The sequence below is a fragment of the Streptomyces sp. NPDC048254 genome (assembly GCF_043201895.1).
Taxonomy (GTDB): domain Bacteria; phylum Actinomycetota; class Actinomycetes; order Streptomycetales; family Streptomycetaceae; genus Streptomyces.
On sequence record NZ_JBICZJ010000001.1, the window covers coordinates 861,708 to 879,173 of the forward strand.

The 17,466-nt window shown below is 68.9% G+C and carries 14 protein-coding genes; 7 read left to right on the top strand and 7 right to left on the bottom strand.

All coding sequences use genetic code 11. The annotated features are described in order from the left end of the window. Positions 1 to 250 precede the first annotated feature (250 nt). Both ACGFZQ_RS03915 and ACGFZQ_RS03920 read left to right on the top strand, forming a co-directional pair. Entirely contained in the window at positions 251 to 7,441 is a 7,191-nt protein-coding gene (locus ACGFZQ_RS03915) for a ricin-type beta-trefoil lectin domain protein (RefSeq protein WP_393839025.1), read from the top strand. 25 nt (positions 7,442 to 7,466) lie between these two features. Beyond that, a complete protein-coding gene (locus tag ACGFZQ_RS03920; RefSeq protein ID WP_393839026.1) occupies positions 7,467 to 8,189 on the top strand; it encodes a hypothetical protein in 723 nt (240 codons plus the stop codon). 733 nt (positions 8,190 to 8,922) lie between these two features. On the opposite strand, the gene ACGFZQ_RS03925 is transcribed toward ACGFZQ_RS03920, so the two are convergent. The 3 genes from ACGFZQ_RS03925 to ACGFZQ_RS03935 all read right to left on the bottom strand — a co-directional run bounded on the left by ACGFZQ_RS03925 (position 8,923) and on the right by ACGFZQ_RS03935 (position 10,547). Next, positions 8,923 to 9,336: a PIN domain nuclease gene (locus ACGFZQ_RS03925; protein ID WP_393839027.1), complete on the bottom strand. Its 414-nt coding sequence runs from the start codon at positions 9,334 to 9,336 to the stop codon at positions 8,923 to 8,925. Next, positions 9,333 to 9,596: a type II toxin-antitoxin system VapB family antitoxin gene (locus ACGFZQ_RS03930; protein WP_059205553.1), complete on the bottom strand. Its 264-nt coding sequence runs from the start codon at positions 9,594 to 9,596 to the stop codon at positions 9,333 to 9,335. Before ACGFZQ_RS03930 ends, ACGFZQ_RS03925 begins: the two co-directional genes overlap by 4 nt. Positions 9,597 to 10,010: 414 nt before the next feature. Further along, positions 10,011 to 10,547, bottom strand: a complete 537-nt coding sequence (locus ACGFZQ_RS03935; protein WP_393839028.1) for a DUF6415 family natural product biosynthesis protein — start codon at positions 10,545 to 10,547, stop codon at positions 10,011 to 10,013. Positions 10,548 to 10,634: 87 nt separating this feature from the next. On the opposite strand from ACGFZQ_RS03935, the gene ACGFZQ_RS03940 reads away from it, so the two are divergent. The 3 genes from ACGFZQ_RS03940 to ACGFZQ_RS03950 are packed head-to-tail and all read left to right on the top strand — an operon-like array spanning position 10,635 to position 12,237. Next, positions 10,635 to 10,886: a hypothetical protein gene (locus tag ACGFZQ_RS03940; protein ID WP_393839029.1), complete on the top strand. Its 252-nt coding sequence runs from the start codon at positions 10,635 to 10,637 to the stop codon at positions 10,884 to 10,886. Then, positions 10,861 to 11,376 (top strand): DUF6879 family protein, encoded by a 516-nt coding sequence (locus ACGFZQ_RS03945; protein WP_393839030.1) that lies wholly within the window; start codon positions 10,861 to 10,863, stop codon positions 11,374 to 11,376. Before ACGFZQ_RS03940 ends, ACGFZQ_RS03945 begins: the two co-directional genes overlap by 26 nt. A 6-nt stretch (positions 11,377 to 11,382) precedes the next feature. Continuing rightward, the gene (locus ACGFZQ_RS03950) at positions 11,383 to 12,237 is read left to right on the top strand and encodes a helix-turn-helix domain-containing protein (RefSeq protein WP_393839031.1); all 855 of its coding nucleotides are present in this window, start codon (positions 11,383 to 11,385) and stop codon (positions 12,235 to 12,237) included. 68 nt (positions 12,238 to 12,305) lie between these two features. On the opposite strand, the gene ACGFZQ_RS03955 is transcribed toward ACGFZQ_RS03950, so the two are convergent. Together ACGFZQ_RS03955 and ACGFZQ_RS03960 are read right to left on the bottom strand one after the other, a co-directional pair. Beyond that, on the bottom strand, positions 12,306 to 12,431 hold the full coding sequence (locus tag ACGFZQ_RS03955) for a hypothetical protein (RefSeq protein ID WP_393839032.1): 126 nt from the start codon (positions 12,429 to 12,431) through the stop codon (positions 12,306 to 12,308). A gap of 705 nt (positions 12,432 to 13,136) precedes the next feature. Continuing rightward, the gene (locus ACGFZQ_RS03960; protein WP_393839033.1) at positions 13,137 to 13,406 is read right to left on the bottom strand and encodes an STAS domain-containing protein; all 270 of its coding nucleotides are present in this window, start codon (positions 13,404 to 13,406) and stop codon (positions 13,137 to 13,139) included. Between the two features lie 371 nt (positions 13,407 to 13,777). Between ACGFZQ_RS03960 and ACGFZQ_RS03965 the strand changes: the two genes are divergently transcribed. Continuing rightward, on the top strand, positions 13,778 to 14,233 hold the full coding sequence (locus ACGFZQ_RS03965; protein ID WP_393839034.1) for a hypothetical protein: 456 nt from the start codon (positions 13,778 to 13,780) through the stop codon (positions 14,231 to 14,233). Between the two features lie 245 nt (positions 14,234 to 14,478). Here ACGFZQ_RS03965 and ACGFZQ_RS03970 read toward each other — a convergent pair whose 3' ends face one another. Then, entirely contained in the window at positions 14,479 to 15,780 is a 1,302-nt protein-coding gene (locus ACGFZQ_RS03970) for an amidohydrolase family protein (protein ID WP_393839035.1), read from the bottom strand. Between the two features lie 228 nt (positions 15,781 to 16,008). On the opposite strand from ACGFZQ_RS03970, the gene ACGFZQ_RS03975 reads away from it, so the two are divergent. Continuing rightward, the gene (locus tag ACGFZQ_RS03975) at positions 16,009 to 16,452 is read left to right on the top strand and encodes an Lrp/AsnC family transcriptional regulator (RefSeq protein WP_393839036.1); all 444 of its coding nucleotides are present in this window, start codon (positions 16,009 to 16,011) and stop codon (positions 16,450 to 16,452) included. 16 nt (positions 16,453 to 16,468) lie between these two features. Here ACGFZQ_RS03975 and ACGFZQ_RS03980 read toward each other — a convergent pair whose 3' ends face one another. After that, complete coding sequence (locus ACGFZQ_RS03980) at positions 16,469 to 17,311, bottom strand: PhzF family phenazine biosynthesis protein (protein WP_393839037.1); 843 nt, start codon at positions 17,309 to 17,311, stop codon at positions 16,469 to 16,471. Positions 17,312 to 17,466: the final 155 nt, after the last annotated feature.

The window sequence follows — 17,466 nt, forward strand, 5'->3', positions numbered from 1 at the left end:
ACCTACGTGAAGGCGCCCGTCACGCCTGTGACGTGAGCCGATGGCCGGGGCCGGGCCCCCGGGGCGCCGAAGCGTCCCGATTGGCGTTCGCTTGACCGATACATGACGTGATCATTGCCACATGGTTACAGGGAACTCTGGATTTCTTCATGGCATGCACACAGAATCTGGCCGATCTTGAAGTGGCTTCACCTGCCGTTAACTCAGGCGCCGCTTCACCTTGTTTCGGGTCGACCGGGGGATTTTCGCCGTGCCCTTCTTCCTGTCCGCGCACCGGCGCAGACGCCGTTCCGCCGTGCTCGCGCCGGTGGCCGCGGCAGTGGCGCTCGCCCTGCTGCCCACCCAGGCGTTCGCCTCGCCGCCGGACCCCACCACCGCCGACGCCCCGCGCGAGGACGTCGACCTGGTGAAGCTCGCCGACGACGCGGCGGTCGCCGGCACTACCCGGGACCCCGGCCTCGACAGCATCCGCACGGACCAGCCCGCCGACCAGACCGAGGCGCCGTCCGGCACCACCATCCCGGCCCCGTCCGGCACCGCCCCGGTCAGCTTCGGCACCGGTACCACCGGCCAGCAGGCCGCCCTGCGCACCGGCAACTCGGCCACCGCCACGCAGACCGACTACGTGCCCGCCGGCCCCCTGCCGGTCAAGCTTGGCCAGGCCCCCGACGCCCCCGCCCCCAGCGGCACCTGGCAGGTAGGGGTCTTCGACCGCGCCGCCCCCGAGGCCCAGGGCGTGGACGGCACCCTCGTCAAGGTGACCGCGCCGTCCACGGGTTCGGTGCCGGTCTCGCTCCAGCTGAGCTACAAGACGTACGAGAACCTCTACGGCGCCGACTGGGCCTCCCGGCTGCAGTTCGTCCAGTTCCCCGAGTGCTATCTGACCACCCCGGACGCCGAGGAGTGCCAGCAGTACACCGAGCTGGACACGGTCAACGACCCGGACACCAAGACCGTGACGGCCACTGTCGACACCGCGGCCGACGGCACGGTCAGCCAGGCCGCGAGCGGTTCCGGATCCTCCGGCTCCGGCGTCATACAGGCCTCCTACGCGCAGCCGGCCACCGCAAGCGGTGACAGCGCCGTCGTCGGGGCCGTCGACTCCGGATCCGGTCCGGCCGGCACCTTCAAGGCCACACCGCTGACGACCGACGGCAAGTGGGCCTCAGGCGACTCCTCCGGCGCCTTCACCTGGTCCTACCCGCTCCAGGTTCCGCCGGCGCCCGCCGGCCCCCGGCCGGAGATCTCCTTCGACTACAACTCGCAGACGGTGGACGGCAGAACGGCCACCTCCTCTCCCCAGTCGTCCTGGATCGGCGAGGGCTGGAACTACGACCCCGGGCACATCGAGCGCCGCTACCGCACCTGCAAGGACGACCGCGAGGACACCGCCGCCGGCACGCCCAACAACAAGGACAAGAAGTACAAGACGTCCGACCTGTGCTGGGTGTCGTACAACGCCGTGCTGTCGCTCGGCGGCAGAACCACCCAGCTGGTGCAGGTCGGTGAGACCAGCAGCTACCGGCTGGAGAAGGACGACGGCACCAGGGTCGAGCTGAGGACCGGCGGCAACAACGGCGACAACGACGGTGAGTACTGGGTCGTCACCACCGCCGACGGCACGCAGTACTACTACGGTCTGAACAAGGTCGGGGGCGGCCACGCCGACACCGACTCCGTCTTCACCGTCCCCGTCTTCGGCAACCACCCGGGCGAGCCCTGCCACAAGGGCGCCTTCGCCGACTCCCGCTGCACCGCGAGCGACGGCACCAAACAACAGCAGGCCTGGAACTGGGGCCTGGACAAGGTCGTCGACGTGCACGGCAACACCATGGTCGTCACCTGGCACAAGTCGACCAACTACTACGCCGTCAACAAGAAGTTCAAGACGCCCGAGAAGTACGTCCGCGGCGGCTACCCGGACACCATCGAGTACGGGATGCGCCCCGACAACCTCACCAGTCCCGCCGCGAAGATCGTCTTCGACGCCGTGCAGCGCTGCCTGGAGACCGACGGCTCCTGCGCCGCCGACAAGTTCGACGACACCAAGAACCCCGCGTCCTACCGCCCCTGGTGGGACAGCCCCGGCAACCTCAACTGCAAGTCCGACTCCAAGCTGTGCCCGGCCTTCCCGTCCTTCTGGATCCGGATGCGGCTGGGCAGCGTGACCACCTACGCCGCCCGCCCAGGCGGCAGCGGCCTCGCCCGCGTCGACACCTACACCCTCCACCACTCCTTCCCGCGCGACTGGTACAACACCTCGCCCGGACTGTGGCTGGACTCCATCACTCGCACCGGCTACGCGCCCGGCGACACCACCGGCACCCTGCTGACCACGTCCGGCGTCAGCTTCGGGCCGTACGTCGTCAGCGAGGACGACCCGCTCGGCAGCTACCTCAAGGACCAGCAGCTGCCCAACCTGGTCCCCCGCTACAAGGGCGACCCGCGGCCCGGGTTCACCCGGCCCCGCATCGGCACGGTGTCCACCGAGAACGGCGGCGACGTCGAGGTCGTCTACCGCGGCGGCTGCCGCACCGAGCCGTCCGTCGACCCCGCCGACAACCACGGCACCTGCTACCCCGTGCGCTGGTCGCCGGACGCGGAACTGGCCAAGCCCCCGCTCGCCTGGTTCAACAAGTACGTCGTCGACTCGGTCACCGAGATCGACAAGATCTCCGGTGTCTCGGACCGCGTCACCACCAAGTACGCCTACAGCGACGCGGCCTGGAGCCAGGACGACGACGAGCTCACCAAGCCGAGCCTGCGCACCTACAGCGTCTGGCGCGGCTACCAGAAGGTGGCCACGTACCGCGGCGCGAAGAACGGCGGCGCCACCGTGGGCGTCCCGCAGACCCAGTCGTACGGTGTCACCCGCTACTTCCGCGGCACCGGCGGCGCGCTGAAGGACTCCACCGGCACGGTCACGCTGGCCGCCGACGACGCGCCGCAGTACGCCGGCATGTCCGCCGAGACCCTCACCTACGACGGCACCGGAGGCCGGCTCCTCAAGCGCACCTTGAACTACCCCTGGTCGCACCAGACGGCCTCCCGCACCCGGGACGGGGGACTCGACCCGCTCCTCGCCCACCAGGTCGACGTCCGGCGCACGGACGCGATCCAGACGGTCGACTCCAGCTGGCAGGCGGTGCGCACCGAGACCGAGTTCGAGACCGGCCACGGGCTGCCGTGGCAGGTGCAGACCGCCGTCGTCAAGCCCGACGGCAGCGGCGAGAAGCTCAGCGACTACACCTGCGCCCGCACCGACTACGTCAACAACGAGGACGCCAACCTCATCGGCCTGCCCAAGCAGGTCCGTATGACGGCGACCTCATGCGACGGCTGGGCGACCGCCGACCCGGCGACCCAGCTGATGAACGCCACCCGCACCAGTTACGACGACGGCGCCTGGGGCGCGACCCCCACCAAGGGGCTGCCCACCAGCATCGCCACCCCCGACGGCACCGGCGTCGGCTACTCGGTGGTGACCGGCCGCAGCTACGACCCGCTCGGCAGACCGCGCAAGATCACCGACCCGCTCAAGGGGGTCACGGAGACCCAGTACACGCCCGCCGACATCGGCGGCCCGGTCACCGCGATCAAGACGATCAACCCGAAGGGGCACACGAGCACCACCACCTACGACCCGGGCCGCGGCCTGGCCCTGACGGTCACCGACGCCAACGGACACGTCTCCCGCAGCGAGTACGACGCCCTGGGCCGACTGACCAAGGGCTGGTCGGCGTCCCGCTCCTCGGGCGGCCAGTCCCCGGACGTGATCATCGGCTATCAGATGGCCGCCGTCACCTCCAGCGCGACCAAGCCCACCGCGGTCACCGTGCAGACCATCAAGGACGACGGCACCTACGCCAAGCAGGTCACCCTCTACGACGGACTGGGCCGCCGGTTCCAGGTCCAGAGCGAGGCGCACGGCCCCGGCCGCGTCATCGTCGACACCCGCTACGACGACCACGGCCTCGTCCGCGACCAGACCGGCGACTACCTCGCCAAGGGGGAGCCCGAGGCCGCCCAGTTCAAGCCCAGGAGCCTCAGCCTGGTACCGAGCATGACCCGGACCACGTACGACGGCCTGGAGCGCCCGGTGAAGACGACCGCGCTGCACAGCGGCACGGCCGTCTACTACGACTCCACCAGCTACGGCGACAACTGGACACTCGCCAAGCCGGCCGGAGGCGCCACCCCGGCGACGAAGACGACCACCGACGCCCTCGGCCGGGCCACCCGCGTCCAGCACTTCACCAACAAGGACCTCAGCGACTGGCGCAGCACCTGGTACGGCTACGACGCCCGGGGCAACCGCACCTCCGTCAAGGACCACCAGGGCAACCTCTGGACCTACACCTACGACGCCCGCGGCCGGCTCAGCAACTCCACCGACCCGGACCTCGGCGCCTCGTCCTTCGAGTACGACGACCTCGACCGGCAGACCAAGGCGTCCGACGCGAACCAGAAGACGACCTACACCAACTACGACGCCATCGGCCGCGTCACCTACGTGCGGGAGGGCTCGCCCACCGCGACGCCGGTCAAGGAGTTCACCTACGATCTGCCCGGTGCGCTCGGCAAGCCCGCCTCCTCCATCCGGCATGACGCCACCGGCGACTACGCCGACTCGGTCACCGGCTACGACGGCGAGTACCGGCCGACCGGACGCGAGATCGTCGTCCCCGCGCAAGCCGACACCACCGGCCTCGCGGGCACCTACCGGTACGACTACACCTACACGCCCACCGGCAAGCCGCTCAGCGTCACCCTGCCGGCGGTCGGCGGCCTCGCCAAGGAGAAGGTCGTCACCCGCTACGACAGCGACGGCCTGCCCCAGTCCACCTCCGGCCTGACCTGGTACACCTCCGACGTCACCTACTCTCCCTACGGTGAGCCCCTGCGCACGGTCAGCGGCGCACAGCCCTACCGGGTGTGGACGACGAACTTCGTCGACGAGCACACCGGCCGGGTCCAGCGCACCGTGTGGGACCGGGAGACCGACAGCTCCCACCGGATCTCGGACTCCTACTACTCCTACGACCGGGCGGGCAACGTCACCTCCAGTGCCCGCAAGCAGACCACCGGGTCGACGAGCACCTGGGACACCCAGTGCTTCACCTACGACTACCTCGGCGAGATGGTCCAGGCCTGGACCTCCTCGGTGGCCGTGGGCACCGCGGGCACCGGCTGCAAGTCGGCGAGCGGCACTGCCTGGGGCTACCGGCAGGACGGCCAGTCCTCGGCCGGTCCCATCGCCGAGGCACCGGACTCCGCCACGGACGCCGCCGCGCCCGACAGCGACATGGCGGCCTCGCTGACCGCCGCCGCACCCGCCACCGGCACGGTGTCCGGTGACACCACCGCCTACTGGCAGTCCTTCACCTTCGACGCGATCGGCAACCGGGCGAGCCTCACCGAGCACGACCCCGCCGACACGACGAAGGACGTCAAGAGCGTTTACGGTTACGGCACTCAGGGAGCCGGCGGCACGCTCGCGCAGCCGCACACCCTGACCAAGGTCACACCGGCCACGGGAACCGCGTCGAGCTACACCTACACAGCGGTCGGTAATGCCGAGACCAGGACACTGCCCGGCGGCACGCAGAACCTCGCCTGGAACGCCGAGGACAAGGTCACCGAGGCCAAGGGCTTCGGCGACGGCGCCGGAGCGGTCGTCGGCCTGTCCGGCAAGTGCCTGGACGACGCCAACGGTTCCACGGCCGACGGCAACCCCGTCCAGCTCTACCGGTGCAACAGCTCCCGTGCCCAGCAGTGGCGGACGACCGGCGACACCCTGCGGATCTTCGGCAAGTGCGCGAGCGCCTCCGGCACCGCGAACGGCACCAAGGTCCTGCTGGCCACCTGCGACGGCGGCAGCGCGCAGAAGTTCACCGTCCGCACCGCCGACAAGAGCCTCTACAACCCCGCGTCCGGCAAGTGCGTCGACGTGCCGAGCTCCAACGACGCGGACAGTACCGATCTGCAGCTCTACACCTGCAACGGCAGCGCGGCCCAGCAGTGGACGCCGGCCGACCGCACGACGTACGTGTACGACGCCGCGGGCAACCGTCTGCTGGAGCACACCGCCGCGGGCAGCGTGCTCTACCTCGGTGAGACCGAGGTGAGCGCGGACATCAAGGGCAACATCGTCGCGGCGTCCCGCGGTTACTCCCACTCCGGGGCGCCCACCGTGGTCCGCTCCACCAAGTACGGCAGCACGACCGGTCACCGGCTGAGCATCCTGCTCACCGACCAGCTCGGCACCGCCACCACCGCGGTGGACGAAGCCAGCGGACAGCCCGTCACCCGCCGCTTCTCGAAGCCCTTCGGTGAGACGCGCGGCAGCCAGCCGTCCAGCTGGCCCAACCGGCGCTCCTACCTGCGCACCGGAATCGACGACACGGCCACCGGCCTGACCCACCTCGGCGCCCGCGAGTACGACCAGTCCACCGGCCGGTTCCTCTCCGTAGACCCGGTCATCGACCCGTCCGACCCGCTGCAGATCAACGGCTACGCCTACGCCGACAACAACCCGGTCACCAAGAGCGACCCGGACGGCCTGCAGCCCATTGAGTGCTGGGAGGGCACGGCGGAATGCAGGGGCGGGCGGATCATCTCGGCCAAGCCGCATGAGGCGGTCGACTCGGACCGTGCTCTCACCAAGGGCACGGTCAAGGGTCGCGACGTTATCTACGACGAGCGGGGCGTCCCGCACACCCTGGGCGTGAGGTCCAGCAACCATTCGGAGCAGGTGGCGTTCGACTACATGAACGAGGATCTGCGGAACGCCGGCAAGTATTCCGACGGCTCCCACAACGGCAGCGGCTCCCAGTTCTTGTGGCAGGACGAGAACGACGGTGTCATCAATCAGAAGGCGTTGTGGCACGGCGCCAGCGGTGACCATGTGGCAGTCGGCACCACCTGTGACTACATCAAGGTCACCTGGAAGAATGGGAAGATCGTCAAGGTCGACTCCTGGGACGCCAACGAGAGCAACAGCAAGCAGTTCGACCCGGACAACACGGCCAAGACCGTGGCGCGGAAGATGGATGCCCAGGCCAAGGGCCAGACGCAGAACGTCGTCTACGTTGCCAAGAGCCAGGCCGAGGCCGAGGCGATCCGGGACAGGTTCGTCGGCAACAAGCACGTCCGCGTGATCTGGCCGGACGGCGCTTTCGACACGCAACGCGTGCAGCCGCTGGTCCGCAAGACCGGCGGAGGGACCATCCGAATCACCCCCGGCGAAGTCACCGAAAAGGCTCCCAGCATGCCCGATGCGCCGTCCGAGCCCAGGTCGGGCGGGGGAGGCAGAGTGGGTAAGATCATGGGCGGTCTCGGCGTCATCGGTGATCTTTACATGATCTATGACGCGACGCGCTCGTGGCAGCGGGGCTGTGACGGCTGGCTCGTTTCCTGTGACCCGCCGCCGACGGCATGAGTGTGCAGAGACCGAGGAAAGAACTATGGCGAAAGAACGAGTGACGGTGTGCCTTCCCCCGTGCGACCCGGGGGACGTCGTCCAGGCCATCACCGCGGCGATGGCGCCGTTCGACTACAACCGTGACGCCGGAGTCGGCGGCCCGGATGTCGAGACCTGGTGGGACTACTGGCAGATCGACGGCCGGGGCTGCGAGTTCCTGGTCGTCCCGGGGCACGAGGACGACCCGCGCCTCGTCCGGGGTGCCGAAACCCTGTCCGGAGAGCCTCGCAACGTGCCGCCGACACTGTGCGACGGCGGCCCACGAGCACTGCTGGATCTCGAAACGCCACGCGCTCGGGCGGCTGCTCGGGCGCGGCGGGCCTTCGAAGCGTGGCAGGACTTCTCCGCCGCTTACCCACCGACCCGGCCGTCGAGCGACTTCTGGGCCAGGCACTTCGCCGACCCCGAGAACTATCCGCAGGCACGGGCCCTGGAGGACTACCGCACCCAGCCGGCCGTCGTGGCGCTCAGGAACAACCCAGAGCTCCGGGAGCTGATCGGCGGCGACCCGGCCGCCCGCCTGACCGGCGACCTCGAAACGTACGTACGGGAAACCGCCGACGCCGTCCTGCCCTCGAACGCTCTGCTGACCCTGGACGGACGCTGGCTGGACATCGCGAACGCCGAGCGGCGCCGCTATTTCAACGACTACCTGGACACGCTTCCGGCCGACGCGTACGCCGTCCGAGTGCTGTACCACGGATGAGGTGCGCGTCCGCGATGACGTCTCTGTAGGGGAGTGTTTCTTTACGCTCTCTGAGCCCGGTGCTCTGCTTGCTCAGCTGTTGAGGCTCCGGTCCGGCGATTCGGACCGGAGCCTTTGCGCGCTGGAAAGGTAATCCGCTGCGCACCGGTTTCGGACGCGCTCGTCACGCTGGGCGGACGCCGGCTGGCGCGGGCTCATAGCATTGATCAAAGAAGCTCAGGGGCCGAATAGGGACCACAAGGATAGGCACGGAGCGACAAAGGCCGTACTCAGCTGACTATGATCAACGGCTCTGACCTGCGAAAGCGTCATGGATCGACGTTGATCGGCAAAGGCCGCCAAGATCCTCAAAGGACTCATAATCCGTCGGCCGTGGGTTCGAGTCCCACCCGCCCCACCATGCAGGCCTGTGACCTGCGGAAACACCTTATCTGAGGTGCGTATTCAGGTGGTTCACGGGGCTGAATCCGCTGCTCGTGAGTTCAACTCCGTGGCGGTCGGTGTGCATTGAAATCGCTTTGACCTGCGCGGTCGTATCGGCCAACGGCTGGAGGACGGCGTCGTGGGTGGGCTGTGCGAGCGTCTGGACGTCGAATTCTGGACGCTGGCTGGACGCGGGGACTCGGAAGTTGCTTGGTGACCTTGGATGTCGGGAGACGGCCCGGGCCCCCTGAGTGACCGCCGGGCGGCCGGGTCGGTCAGAAGCTCGGTGCTCGTCGGTGCCGCGCGAGCTCTACTGCCTGAGGTCGATCGTGCGGACCGGCTGCCCTGTCGTGCGGGCGATGGTTTCGAAGTCGCGGTCGTAGTGGAGCAGAGTGAGTCCCGCTTCTTCCGCGGCTGCGGCCACCAGGAGGTCCACCGGGCCCGCACTGCGGTGTTCTCCCTTGGCGGTCAGCTGTTCCTGGATAACGCGGGAGCGGCGGTAGACACCGTCGGGCATGGGGCACCAGGCGTAGTGGGCGTCGAGTGCCGACTTCAAGCGGGCGCGGTCCGTGGCCGAACGGGCCGAGTAGAGGACTTCCAGTTCGGTGAGGTCGCAGATCGCGACGAGGCCGGCGGCGATCCTGTCGTCCCATTCGGCCGTGTTCTGGCGGAGCAGGACGCGGGCGAGGGCGGAGGTGTCGATGAGGTAGTCGGCGACGGTCACTCGTGCGCTCCGGTGTCGCGGTCGTCGTCCGCCGCGCCCGCGCTCGTGGGGCGGTAAGCGCTCTTGTCCAGCAGTAGGTCGATGTCCAGAGCACCCTCGGCCACCAGTTCGCGGGCCTCGTCGAGTGCTCGCAGACGCCGGTAGCGGGCCGTGACTTCCCGCAGCGCGGTGTTGATGGTGTCGCGTTTGGTAGAGGTGCCGAGCTCTCTGGCAGCTGCTTCCAGTGCCTCGTCGTCGAGATCAATGACCGTCCGGCTCATGGTGGCCTCCTCTACTTGAATGTATCAGGCGAAATATATCAAGATACAAGATCTTTTGTATATTCCAGGGCGCGGGGCCGCAACCGTTTCGTGTGGGCCAGGGACTGGCCGATCGGCGGGGAGTGGACACCGGTGGCCGACGATGCGGCGCGCGGTGTCGGCGGTGATCTCCGGGTGGTCGGTGACGATGCGGCGGGTGAGCCGGTCGGTCAGCTCGGGGTTGACCTGGGTCAGCGGGTCAGCTGTACCCACAGGACGTTCTAACGCGATGGTCACGTCTTCCTCCTGTTGTGGATGGGCGCCCTCGGTCGGGGCACCGGGCCTCCCGCACTGTGGTGCGGCAGGGGATTCAGACCCGTCCCGACTGCTCGACCTGTCCATGGGTGGGGAAGCCGGGGCGGGAGCTTGGGCGCCTCACAGAGGCGGGGCGGCTGGCCGGCCGCCGAGGTTCTCGTAGTGGTCGCAGAGCGCCGTCACGGAGCGGGCAAGTTTCATCGCCACCGTCATCTGGCCGGGGGCGTTGTAGCCGGGGCGCAGGCCGAGCCGCATGCGGGCCTCCTGCACACCGGCCAGCGCGCAGCGGCTCGGGATGTCACCGGCCGGGAAGGCGCGCGTCATGGCCTCGATGGTGGGGATGAGTTCTTCGATTTGCCTGCGCATGGTGGCCCGCAGCATCACCAGGTCGCCGGTGGGGATCGGGCGGGCATCCGGGGCAAGGAATCGAGTTGCGGTTCCGCGCATCGTCTCGATGTCCGGTGGCAACCGGTTCGTGTCTGTCTCACCCGAAACTGGGGCGGTACGTTGCACCACGTCGACTCCATCCAGTCGGCCACTCCCGGGGCCGTTCGCGCGGTCGCCGGGTTTTGTCATCTCCCCGACCGTAGGAATCCAGACGTGATCCAGGCCACAAAGTTGCACCGAATTACAGAGCAGTTCCAGGCCGCTGGTCATAGCTGGCATGCGCTCTTGACCATGAGACTTGTGGGTACGACGGTGGTGTAAATCGCTGCAACCGACTAGCGCGAGAGGCCAGTCATCATGGAGATTCAGTTCGTCGGGATCGACCCCGAGACGGACGAGGACGGATGCCCCACAGTCTGGGTGGACGCCAGCACGAGCGACCTGCTGATCCAGAGCTACCAGGCCGACGACGAGACGACCGCGACATGCGGCGCGTTGTCCCCGGCGAGGGCACCGATCCCGCCCGGCGAGACGGTCATCAGGGTCCCGGCCCGCATGATCCCGATCATCAGGAAGGCGTGCGATGAACTCGATCCCGGAGTTCGCTGAACTCCTCGCCGACACCCGCACGTCGGCCGTCCACCTGGAGATGCGGGACGTCTACTTCACCAACCCCCGCTTCGAAGCCTGGAGAGACGGCCAGCGCGTCGACTGGGAGGACCGGGCCTCCTGGTGGCGGCCCTACCACCAGAACATCGCGGACGCCGTCGGCCGCGGCGTGCACGTGCGGCGCGTCCGTATCGTGTCCGAGCCGGTCACCGACTACATCGCATGGGAGCACTACCAGACCCGCGCCAACATCGAGGCTGGCGAACAGGTGCGCTGGCTCCCCCGGCACCGCGCCTGGGACCTGCTCGTCCCGGGCACCGACCTGTGGATCTTCGACGGGCGGCAGATGCGCATCCACCACTTCTCCGGCGACGGCGAGTGGATCAGCAAGGAACTCTGCGACGAGCCCGCGACGGTCACCCAGCACGCGGACGCATACGAACGAATCTGGGAACGAGCCATCCCTCACGACCAGTACGAGGTCAAGTAACCGCCCATGCCCACATTCCCCACGTCCAGTGCGCAGGAAGCACGCGCAGCTCTCGCGGCCCGGCTGCGGGAGCTGCGCCTGGACGCGGGCATCACCGCCAAGGAACTCGCCCGCCTCGCAGGCTGGTCCGTCGCCAAGTCGTCGAGGATCGAGAACGCCCTCACCGCGCCGGCCGACGCAGACATCCGCGCCTGGTGCACGGCCTGCGGCGCGGACGGCCAGGCGGCCGACCTCATCGCCGCCAACCGGCAGGCCGATGCCATGTATCTGCAATGGAAGCGGCTCCAGCGCACGGGCATGAAGCAGCTGGCGGAGACCTCGGCCAAGCTGTACGAGCGAACCCGCCAGTTCCGTGTGTACGCCTCCCACGTCGTGCCCGGCTACCTACAGACGCCGGCCTATGCGACGGCGCTGCTCCGCACGATCGCAGCCTTCCGCGGCACCCCGGACGACGTGGCCGACGCGGTCGAGGTCCGTATGCGCCGCGCCCGTGTCATCCACGAGGGCGACCACCGGTTCGCGACCCTGGTCGAGGAGAACGTCCTCCACCACCGGGTCGGCGACCAGGACGTGATGGCCGGCCAGCTCGGCAACCTGCTTGCCACGATGTCTCTGCCGTCCATGTCGCTCGGCATCATCCCGGCCGCGGCCGGACGGGAGACGGTCATGTGGCCGCTGGAGCAGTTCACGGTGTTCGACGACTCGCGGATCCACGTGGAGCTGCTGGCAGCGAAGGTCACCGTCACGGCGCCCGGCGAACTGGACATGTACTTGCGGGCGTTCGCCCGGCTCACCGAACTGGCCGTGTACGGCGCCGAGGCGCGGGCCCTGATCGTGAAGGCCTTCGACGCCCTGGGCTGACCCCAGACATGACGAAAGCGGCCCCGCCCTCCCGAAGGAGAGCGGGGCCGCTTGGGTGACGTGGTTGGCTACGTCGCGGGAGAGGCACGAAAGAACTCCCAGATGGCCCGGAAGCTGGCCATCCCCTCCATGAAGTGGCGCATCACCCAGGCCGCCTCTTCACACTTCTGGTGCACCTGTTCGGCCAGTGCCATCAGACCCTTGTAATCCCAACGCCTTTTTGCCCGGCCGGGACGGCTGTTCTGTCCATCTCTCATGCCCGAACAACGACGCCGGAGGCAGCACACAACGCACCGTAGGATCGCGGCCCGGCCTGGTTCCTGCGGAAGCGGGAGCGGGTCCGCGTCACGAACTTCGTCACGTATTTCGTTTCATCACGGGTACTGGCGGCGACTCGGGTCGAGCCCCATGGACAGCAGGCCACCAGCATCGGTCGGCTCGGGATCCGGTGTTCCGTCCTTCCGGCAGACGAGCGCATCGGGATCCCAGGCCGGAGCCTGCGGGCTGTAGCCGTTGGGGCACGCCGGCCCTGCGGGACCAGCCGGGCCCGTGTCGCCCTGCTCACCCTTCGGGCCTTCCTTGCCCTGAGGCCCTGGATGCCGGCAGCGAAGGCACCGTCTGCCGGTTCGACGCCAACCTCTCCATCCTCTCCGTGGACTGGGACAGCGGTTCCACCCTCTCGATGCTCCTCGACGATGGCGACGAAGTACGTCCCGCATAGCGCCACCGGGCCCACCCCGGCAGGCGGGCCCCCGCTTCACCCGCAGACCTCTTGGAGAACCACACATGCTCATTACCGACGCCGCAGTTCGAGAAGCCGCGGCCCACCTCGCCCAAAGCCTCGGCGGAGACTGGGCGATCGACGCCGAAGCGCCCGCCGACGGCGCAGCCCACCTCGTCTACAGCGACGGACGAGGCATCTGCAGTCGCAGGGTTCCGCCGGCCTCGGTGGATTGCTGCGCGGCGTGCAGGAAGGTGTTGAGGCCGCTGCAGTCGCAGAAGGTGACGGGAGTGAGGTCGATGTCGATGGTGCGGATACCGTCGCTCAGGCACTGCGCCAGTGCCCTGCGCAGCAGTGGGGCGGATTCCAGGTCGATCTCGCCGGCCAGGGTGATGAGTGCCCGTTTCCTACGGTCATGACGGTAGACGGCGAGCTGGGGGAGGGGCATGACGCCTCGGTTCGGAAGACCGTACGGCAGCGGACGCGGTGACGCCGGGGGATCCCGGCCTTCTTGGCGCGCTGTCGGCCAGGGCGTGGGTTCGGCGGAGGTGAAGCAACGGCTGGATTCGCGACCGGTGTTGCAGAAGAGCGGATCCACCCGGGTCCTTCCAGTGATGCGCCGGGTGGCGGACGAAGACTCCGCTTCCCGCAGCCATCTGTGTCGATCAACGACAAGCCGCCGGGGTCTGGGACGTCCGTACAGCAGCATAGTCCCCACCCCGGTCCGGCGGACGGTTCGAAGCCGTCCGCTCCCTGTCATCCCGTGAGCCGACGGTAAAATGAGGGCCTCTGAGACCTGTGAGCCGGGGTGGGTCAGCGATGGATATGACGCTGCGAAGGATTTCCGCTGCGGATGCGGACAAGGGATTCCGGCATGTCGTATCCGGGTTCTCGGGTGAACGCGGCGGTGTGGAGGACGAGTGCTTTCTCGGCCGTGAGTGGGAGGTCCTGGAGCAGATCCTGCTGGCTCAGGGGCCCGAGGAGATCGGCGAACTCCCCATCACCATGGGCGACCTCCTCGGTGACGATGGCCTCGGCACCGCCTGCTTCCACCTCCCGCCGGACGAGGTGGCGGTCGCCGCCCGTTTCCTGGTCGCCATCGACGCCGAACGGTTCGTCGCCGACCACGCCGACGAGATCGCGAGGACGTTTCGCCACGGCGACATCCCGGCCGGCTACCTGGAAATCCTCGGCCGTTACCTGGAGAAGGTCCGTGATCTCTACACCGCGGCCGATCGGGCAGGCGAAGGCGTCGCGAAACTCGTCGAGGGCTGAGACCCGCCGCTCCGGGCGACGGCCGTAAGGGCTGCGTCGTCGGTGGAGGGAATGCAGCGGCCGTGACGGTGTCGACGTCAGCTCCGGGTTCATCATCGAGGCGAGCGCGATCTGGCTTCGACGGCTTCACCAAGGACGAGCTCCGGGGTGTGGAACGCGACAACGCGCTCAGGCTGTTTGACGGCAACACGTTGCTGCTCGCGCCGCCGACCACGGACCCGCTTCGCTGAGCAGCGGTTCCGCGGTCAGTTCCGGGTGGCCGGGTGTGGGTGCCAGGTGCCGTCGAGGGGAATGCCGGCGGCTGCGGCGATCCGGTCGCGGGAGGCGAGCAGCCGGTTCTTCAGCGGCGCCAGGTCCACGTCCACCAGCACGCCGTCGCGTTTGACCACACGGCCGGCGACGAGGACGGTGTCGACCAGGCCGGGATGGCCGGCGCTGACGACGGTGGCGGCCGGGTCGGTGACCGGGAAGACGGTCAGGTCGTCGGCGCGCAGCAGGATGACGTCGGCGTCCTTGCCGGGCGTGATGCTGCCGGTCCGGGCGTCGAGTCCGCACGACCGGGCGGCGTCGATGGTGGTGAACGCCAGCAGGTCCCGGGAGCGCAGGCCGCCGTCCAGCCCGCGCTGCACGGCGAAGGCGGTGCGCATGGTGGAGAACATGTCGCCGCCGACCGAGGGGACGTCGTCGACGGACAGCGTCGGGCGCAGGCCGGCGGCCAGCGCCCGGCCGGTGACCGGTGATCCGAACCCCATCTTCAGCTCGACGTCTGGGCTGATGGACACCGAGCTGCCCGCGTCGGCGAGCATCCGCAGCTCCTCGTCGCTGACCCCGTTGGCGTGCACGAACGTGGTGGTGTCCCGCAGCAGACCGTGCTCGCGCAGCTCGGCGACCGGGCGTTGCGTCCCGTCGGAGGCGATGTGCAGGCTGGTGCGCAGGCCGAGTTCGGCCGCCAGCTTCAGCTCCCGGGCGACGGTGTCCATGCTGGTGTCCTCGGGCCCGCGCAGCCCCAGCGCCATGGTGACCAGGCCGTCCCCGGCCAGGCCGGAGCGGACGCGGCGGATGTCGGCGTCGACGGGGTCGGGAGTGCCCCAGCCGGCGCCGAGGCAGAAGACCGACCGCCCCGGCGCGTCCCGCAGTGCGGCGACGGCGGCGTCCTCGTGCGCGTGGGTCTGCGCGACGTGGTACCAGTCCAGCATCGTGGTCACGCCGGAGTGCAGGGCCTCCAGGCGGCCGAGCAGGGTGCCCGCGTAGACGTCCTCCGGCTGGTAGTGGGGCTTGACCGTGCCGTGCATGGCCACCGCCCACTCGGGGAACGTCCAGTCCGCGCCGACACCGCGGAACGCGGTCTGCCAGGTGTGGCGGTGGTTGTCGACGAAGCCGGGCATGACGATCCGGCCGGTCGCGTCGATCACCTCGGCGTCCGGTGCTTCGATGTGTCCGGCCACCTGGACGATCACACCGTCCTCGATGAGCACGTCACCGGGGTCGAGATCTCCGACAGCCGGGTCCATGCTGACCACGGTGCCGCCGGTGAGCAGGGTCTTCATGGGTGAACTCCTTCACAGACGCTTGCTGTCCGCCAAAGACCGGGTGGTGGCGGCCGTCGCGGTGGCCCGGCGCGCCTACGTGTGGTCGCCGCGCACCGTGGCGACGCCATCCACCGTGGCCGACCGGCGACCCGATACGAACAGGTCCGGGCAATTTTGGCAGCAAATTGCGTGCAGGGCAGGCGCACGATTGTGGTATGCAGGCCAATGGAGCAATAAACTGCCACCATGGACGATGTCGACCGGTCGATTCTTGCCGTGCTGGAACAGCACGGCCGGATCAGCAACGCCGAGCTCGCCGCCCGGGTGGGACTGTCGCCGTCGCCCTGCCTGCGGCGCGTGCGTCAGCTGGAGGAGGCGGGGGTCATCCGCGGCTACCGCGCGCTGATCGATCCCGCCGCGGTCGGCCGCAGCCTGCGGGTGTTCGCCGGGGTGCGGCTGATGCGGCACACCCGTGCGGACGTGGTCGCCTTCGAGGGCGCGATCATCCGGCTGCCCGAGGTGGTCGCCTGCCACCACATCACCGGCAACTTCGACTATCTGCTCCAGGTCGAGGTGGCCGACCTGCCCGCCTACGAGGACTTCCACGCCAACCAGCTGGCCGGCCTGCCCGGCGTGGCCACGGTGACCAGCTACGTCACCATGAAGACGCTGTCGCCCGGCACCGCGTGACGCTCCCGATGGCGGGTCAGGCGGTGATGGTGCCGCGGACGCAGACCGTGGTGGCACCGCTGACCCACACGGTGCCGTCCGCGTCCGCGGTGATCTCGATGCTCCCGGTCCGTCCCAGCCGCTGTGCCTGGGAGACCCGGTAGGTGGAGGGTGCGGCGCCGCCGGCGGTGAGCCACTGGCCGACGGCGGCGTTCATGCTGCCGCACGCGGGGTCCTCGGGCACGCCGATGCCGGGGGCGAAGGTGCGCATCTCGAACTGGTGCGGGGATCCGTGGGGGTGGGCGCCGATCGCGCCGACCATCGCGGCCGGGATGAGGGAGAGGTCGGGTTCGAGGGTGAGGACCTCCTCGGTCGTGGCCAGTTGGAGGACGGCCCAGCCGGGACCGTTGTCGACCCACTGGTGGGCCACGACCCGGTCACGTGTGATGCCGAACGCGGTCGTGATCCGGTTCAGGTAGTCGTCGTCGAGGGCGCCCTCACGTACCCGGGGCGGGGCGGCGAAGGACAGGATGCCCTCGCCGCGGCGGACGGTGACCAGGCCGGCGGCGCACTCCTGCACGATGCGGTCGGCGTGCCGCGGCAGGCCGCCGCCGTCCAGCCAGGCGCGCGCGGAGCCAAGGGTGGGATGCCCGGCGAACGGCAGCTCGTCCTGGGGCGTGAAGATCCGCAGCCGGTAGTCCGCCTCCGGGGCGGTGGGGGGAAGGACGAACGTGGTCTCGGACAGGTTCGTCCAGCACGCCACTCGCTGCATCTCCTCGTCGCTCAGGTCGGTCCCGTCCAGGACGACCGCGACCGGGTTGCCGCCATAGGGGATCGTGGAGAACACGTCGACCTGCGCGAAGGGGCGTGTGCGCGGCATGGTCGTCAACTGCCTTTCCGTAGCTCCCGTGGCGGATCCTGCGTGTCTCGCGCACCGACGGAAACAGGTCCATCCCGACGGTCATTACTGACGTGATGTCAAATATGGCCATCAGAACGGTCGTTGGCGGTCGTATGGCGATATCGAAAGGGCGC

What these genes read in the sequence shown, in the direction of transcription:
- ACGFZQ_RS03920 (WP_393839026.1), top strand. Translation starts at nt 7,467, where the DNA reads ATGGCGAAAGAACGAGTGACGGTGTGCCTTCCCCCGTGCGACCCGGGG.
- ACGFZQ_RS03930 (WP_059205553.1), bottom strand. Translation starts at nt 9,596, where the DNA reads ATGAGCCGGACGGTCATTGATCTCGACGACGAGGCACTGGAAGCAGCT.
- ACGFZQ_RS03935 (WP_393839028.1), bottom strand. Translation starts at nt 10,547, where the DNA reads ATGACCAGCGGCCTGGAACTGCTCTGTAATTCGGTGCAACTTTGTGGC.
- ACGFZQ_RS03940 (WP_393839029.1), top strand. Translation starts at nt 10,635, where the DNA reads ATGGAGATTCAGTTCGTCGGGATCGACCCCGAGACGGACGAGGACGGA.
- ACGFZQ_RS03945 (WP_393839030.1), top strand. Translation starts at nt 10,861, where the DNA reads ATGAACTCGATCCCGGAGTTCGCTGAACTCCTCGCCGACACCCGCACG.
- ACGFZQ_RS03950 (WP_393839031.1), top strand. Translation starts at nt 11,383, where the DNA reads ATGCCCACATTCCCCACGTCCAGTGCGCAGGAAGCACGCGCAGCTCTC.
- ACGFZQ_RS03955 (WP_393839032.1), bottom strand. Translation starts at nt 12,431, where the DNA reads ATGGCACTGGCCGAACAGGTGCACCAGAAGTGTGAAGAGGCGGCCTGG.
- ACGFZQ_RS03960 (WP_393839033.1), bottom strand. Translation starts at nt 13,406, where the DNA reads ATGCCCCTCCCCCAGCTCGCCGTCTACCGTCATGACCGTAGGAAACGG.
- ACGFZQ_RS03965 (WP_393839034.1), top strand. Translation starts at nt 13,778, where the DNA reads ATGGATATGACGCTGCGAAGGATTTCCGCTGCGGATGCGGACAAGGGA.
- ACGFZQ_RS03970 (WP_393839035.1), bottom strand. Translation starts at nt 15,780, where the DNA reads ATGAAGACCCTGCTCACCGGCGGCACCGTGGTCAGCATGGACCCGGCT.
- ACGFZQ_RS03975 (WP_393839036.1), top strand. Translation starts at nt 16,009, where the DNA reads ATGGACGATGTCGACCGGTCGATTCTTGCCGTGCTGGAACAGCACGGC.
- ACGFZQ_RS03980 (WP_393839037.1), bottom strand. Translation starts at nt 17,311, where the DNA reads ATGCCGCGCACACGCCCCTTCGCGCAGGTCGACGTGTTCTCCACGATC.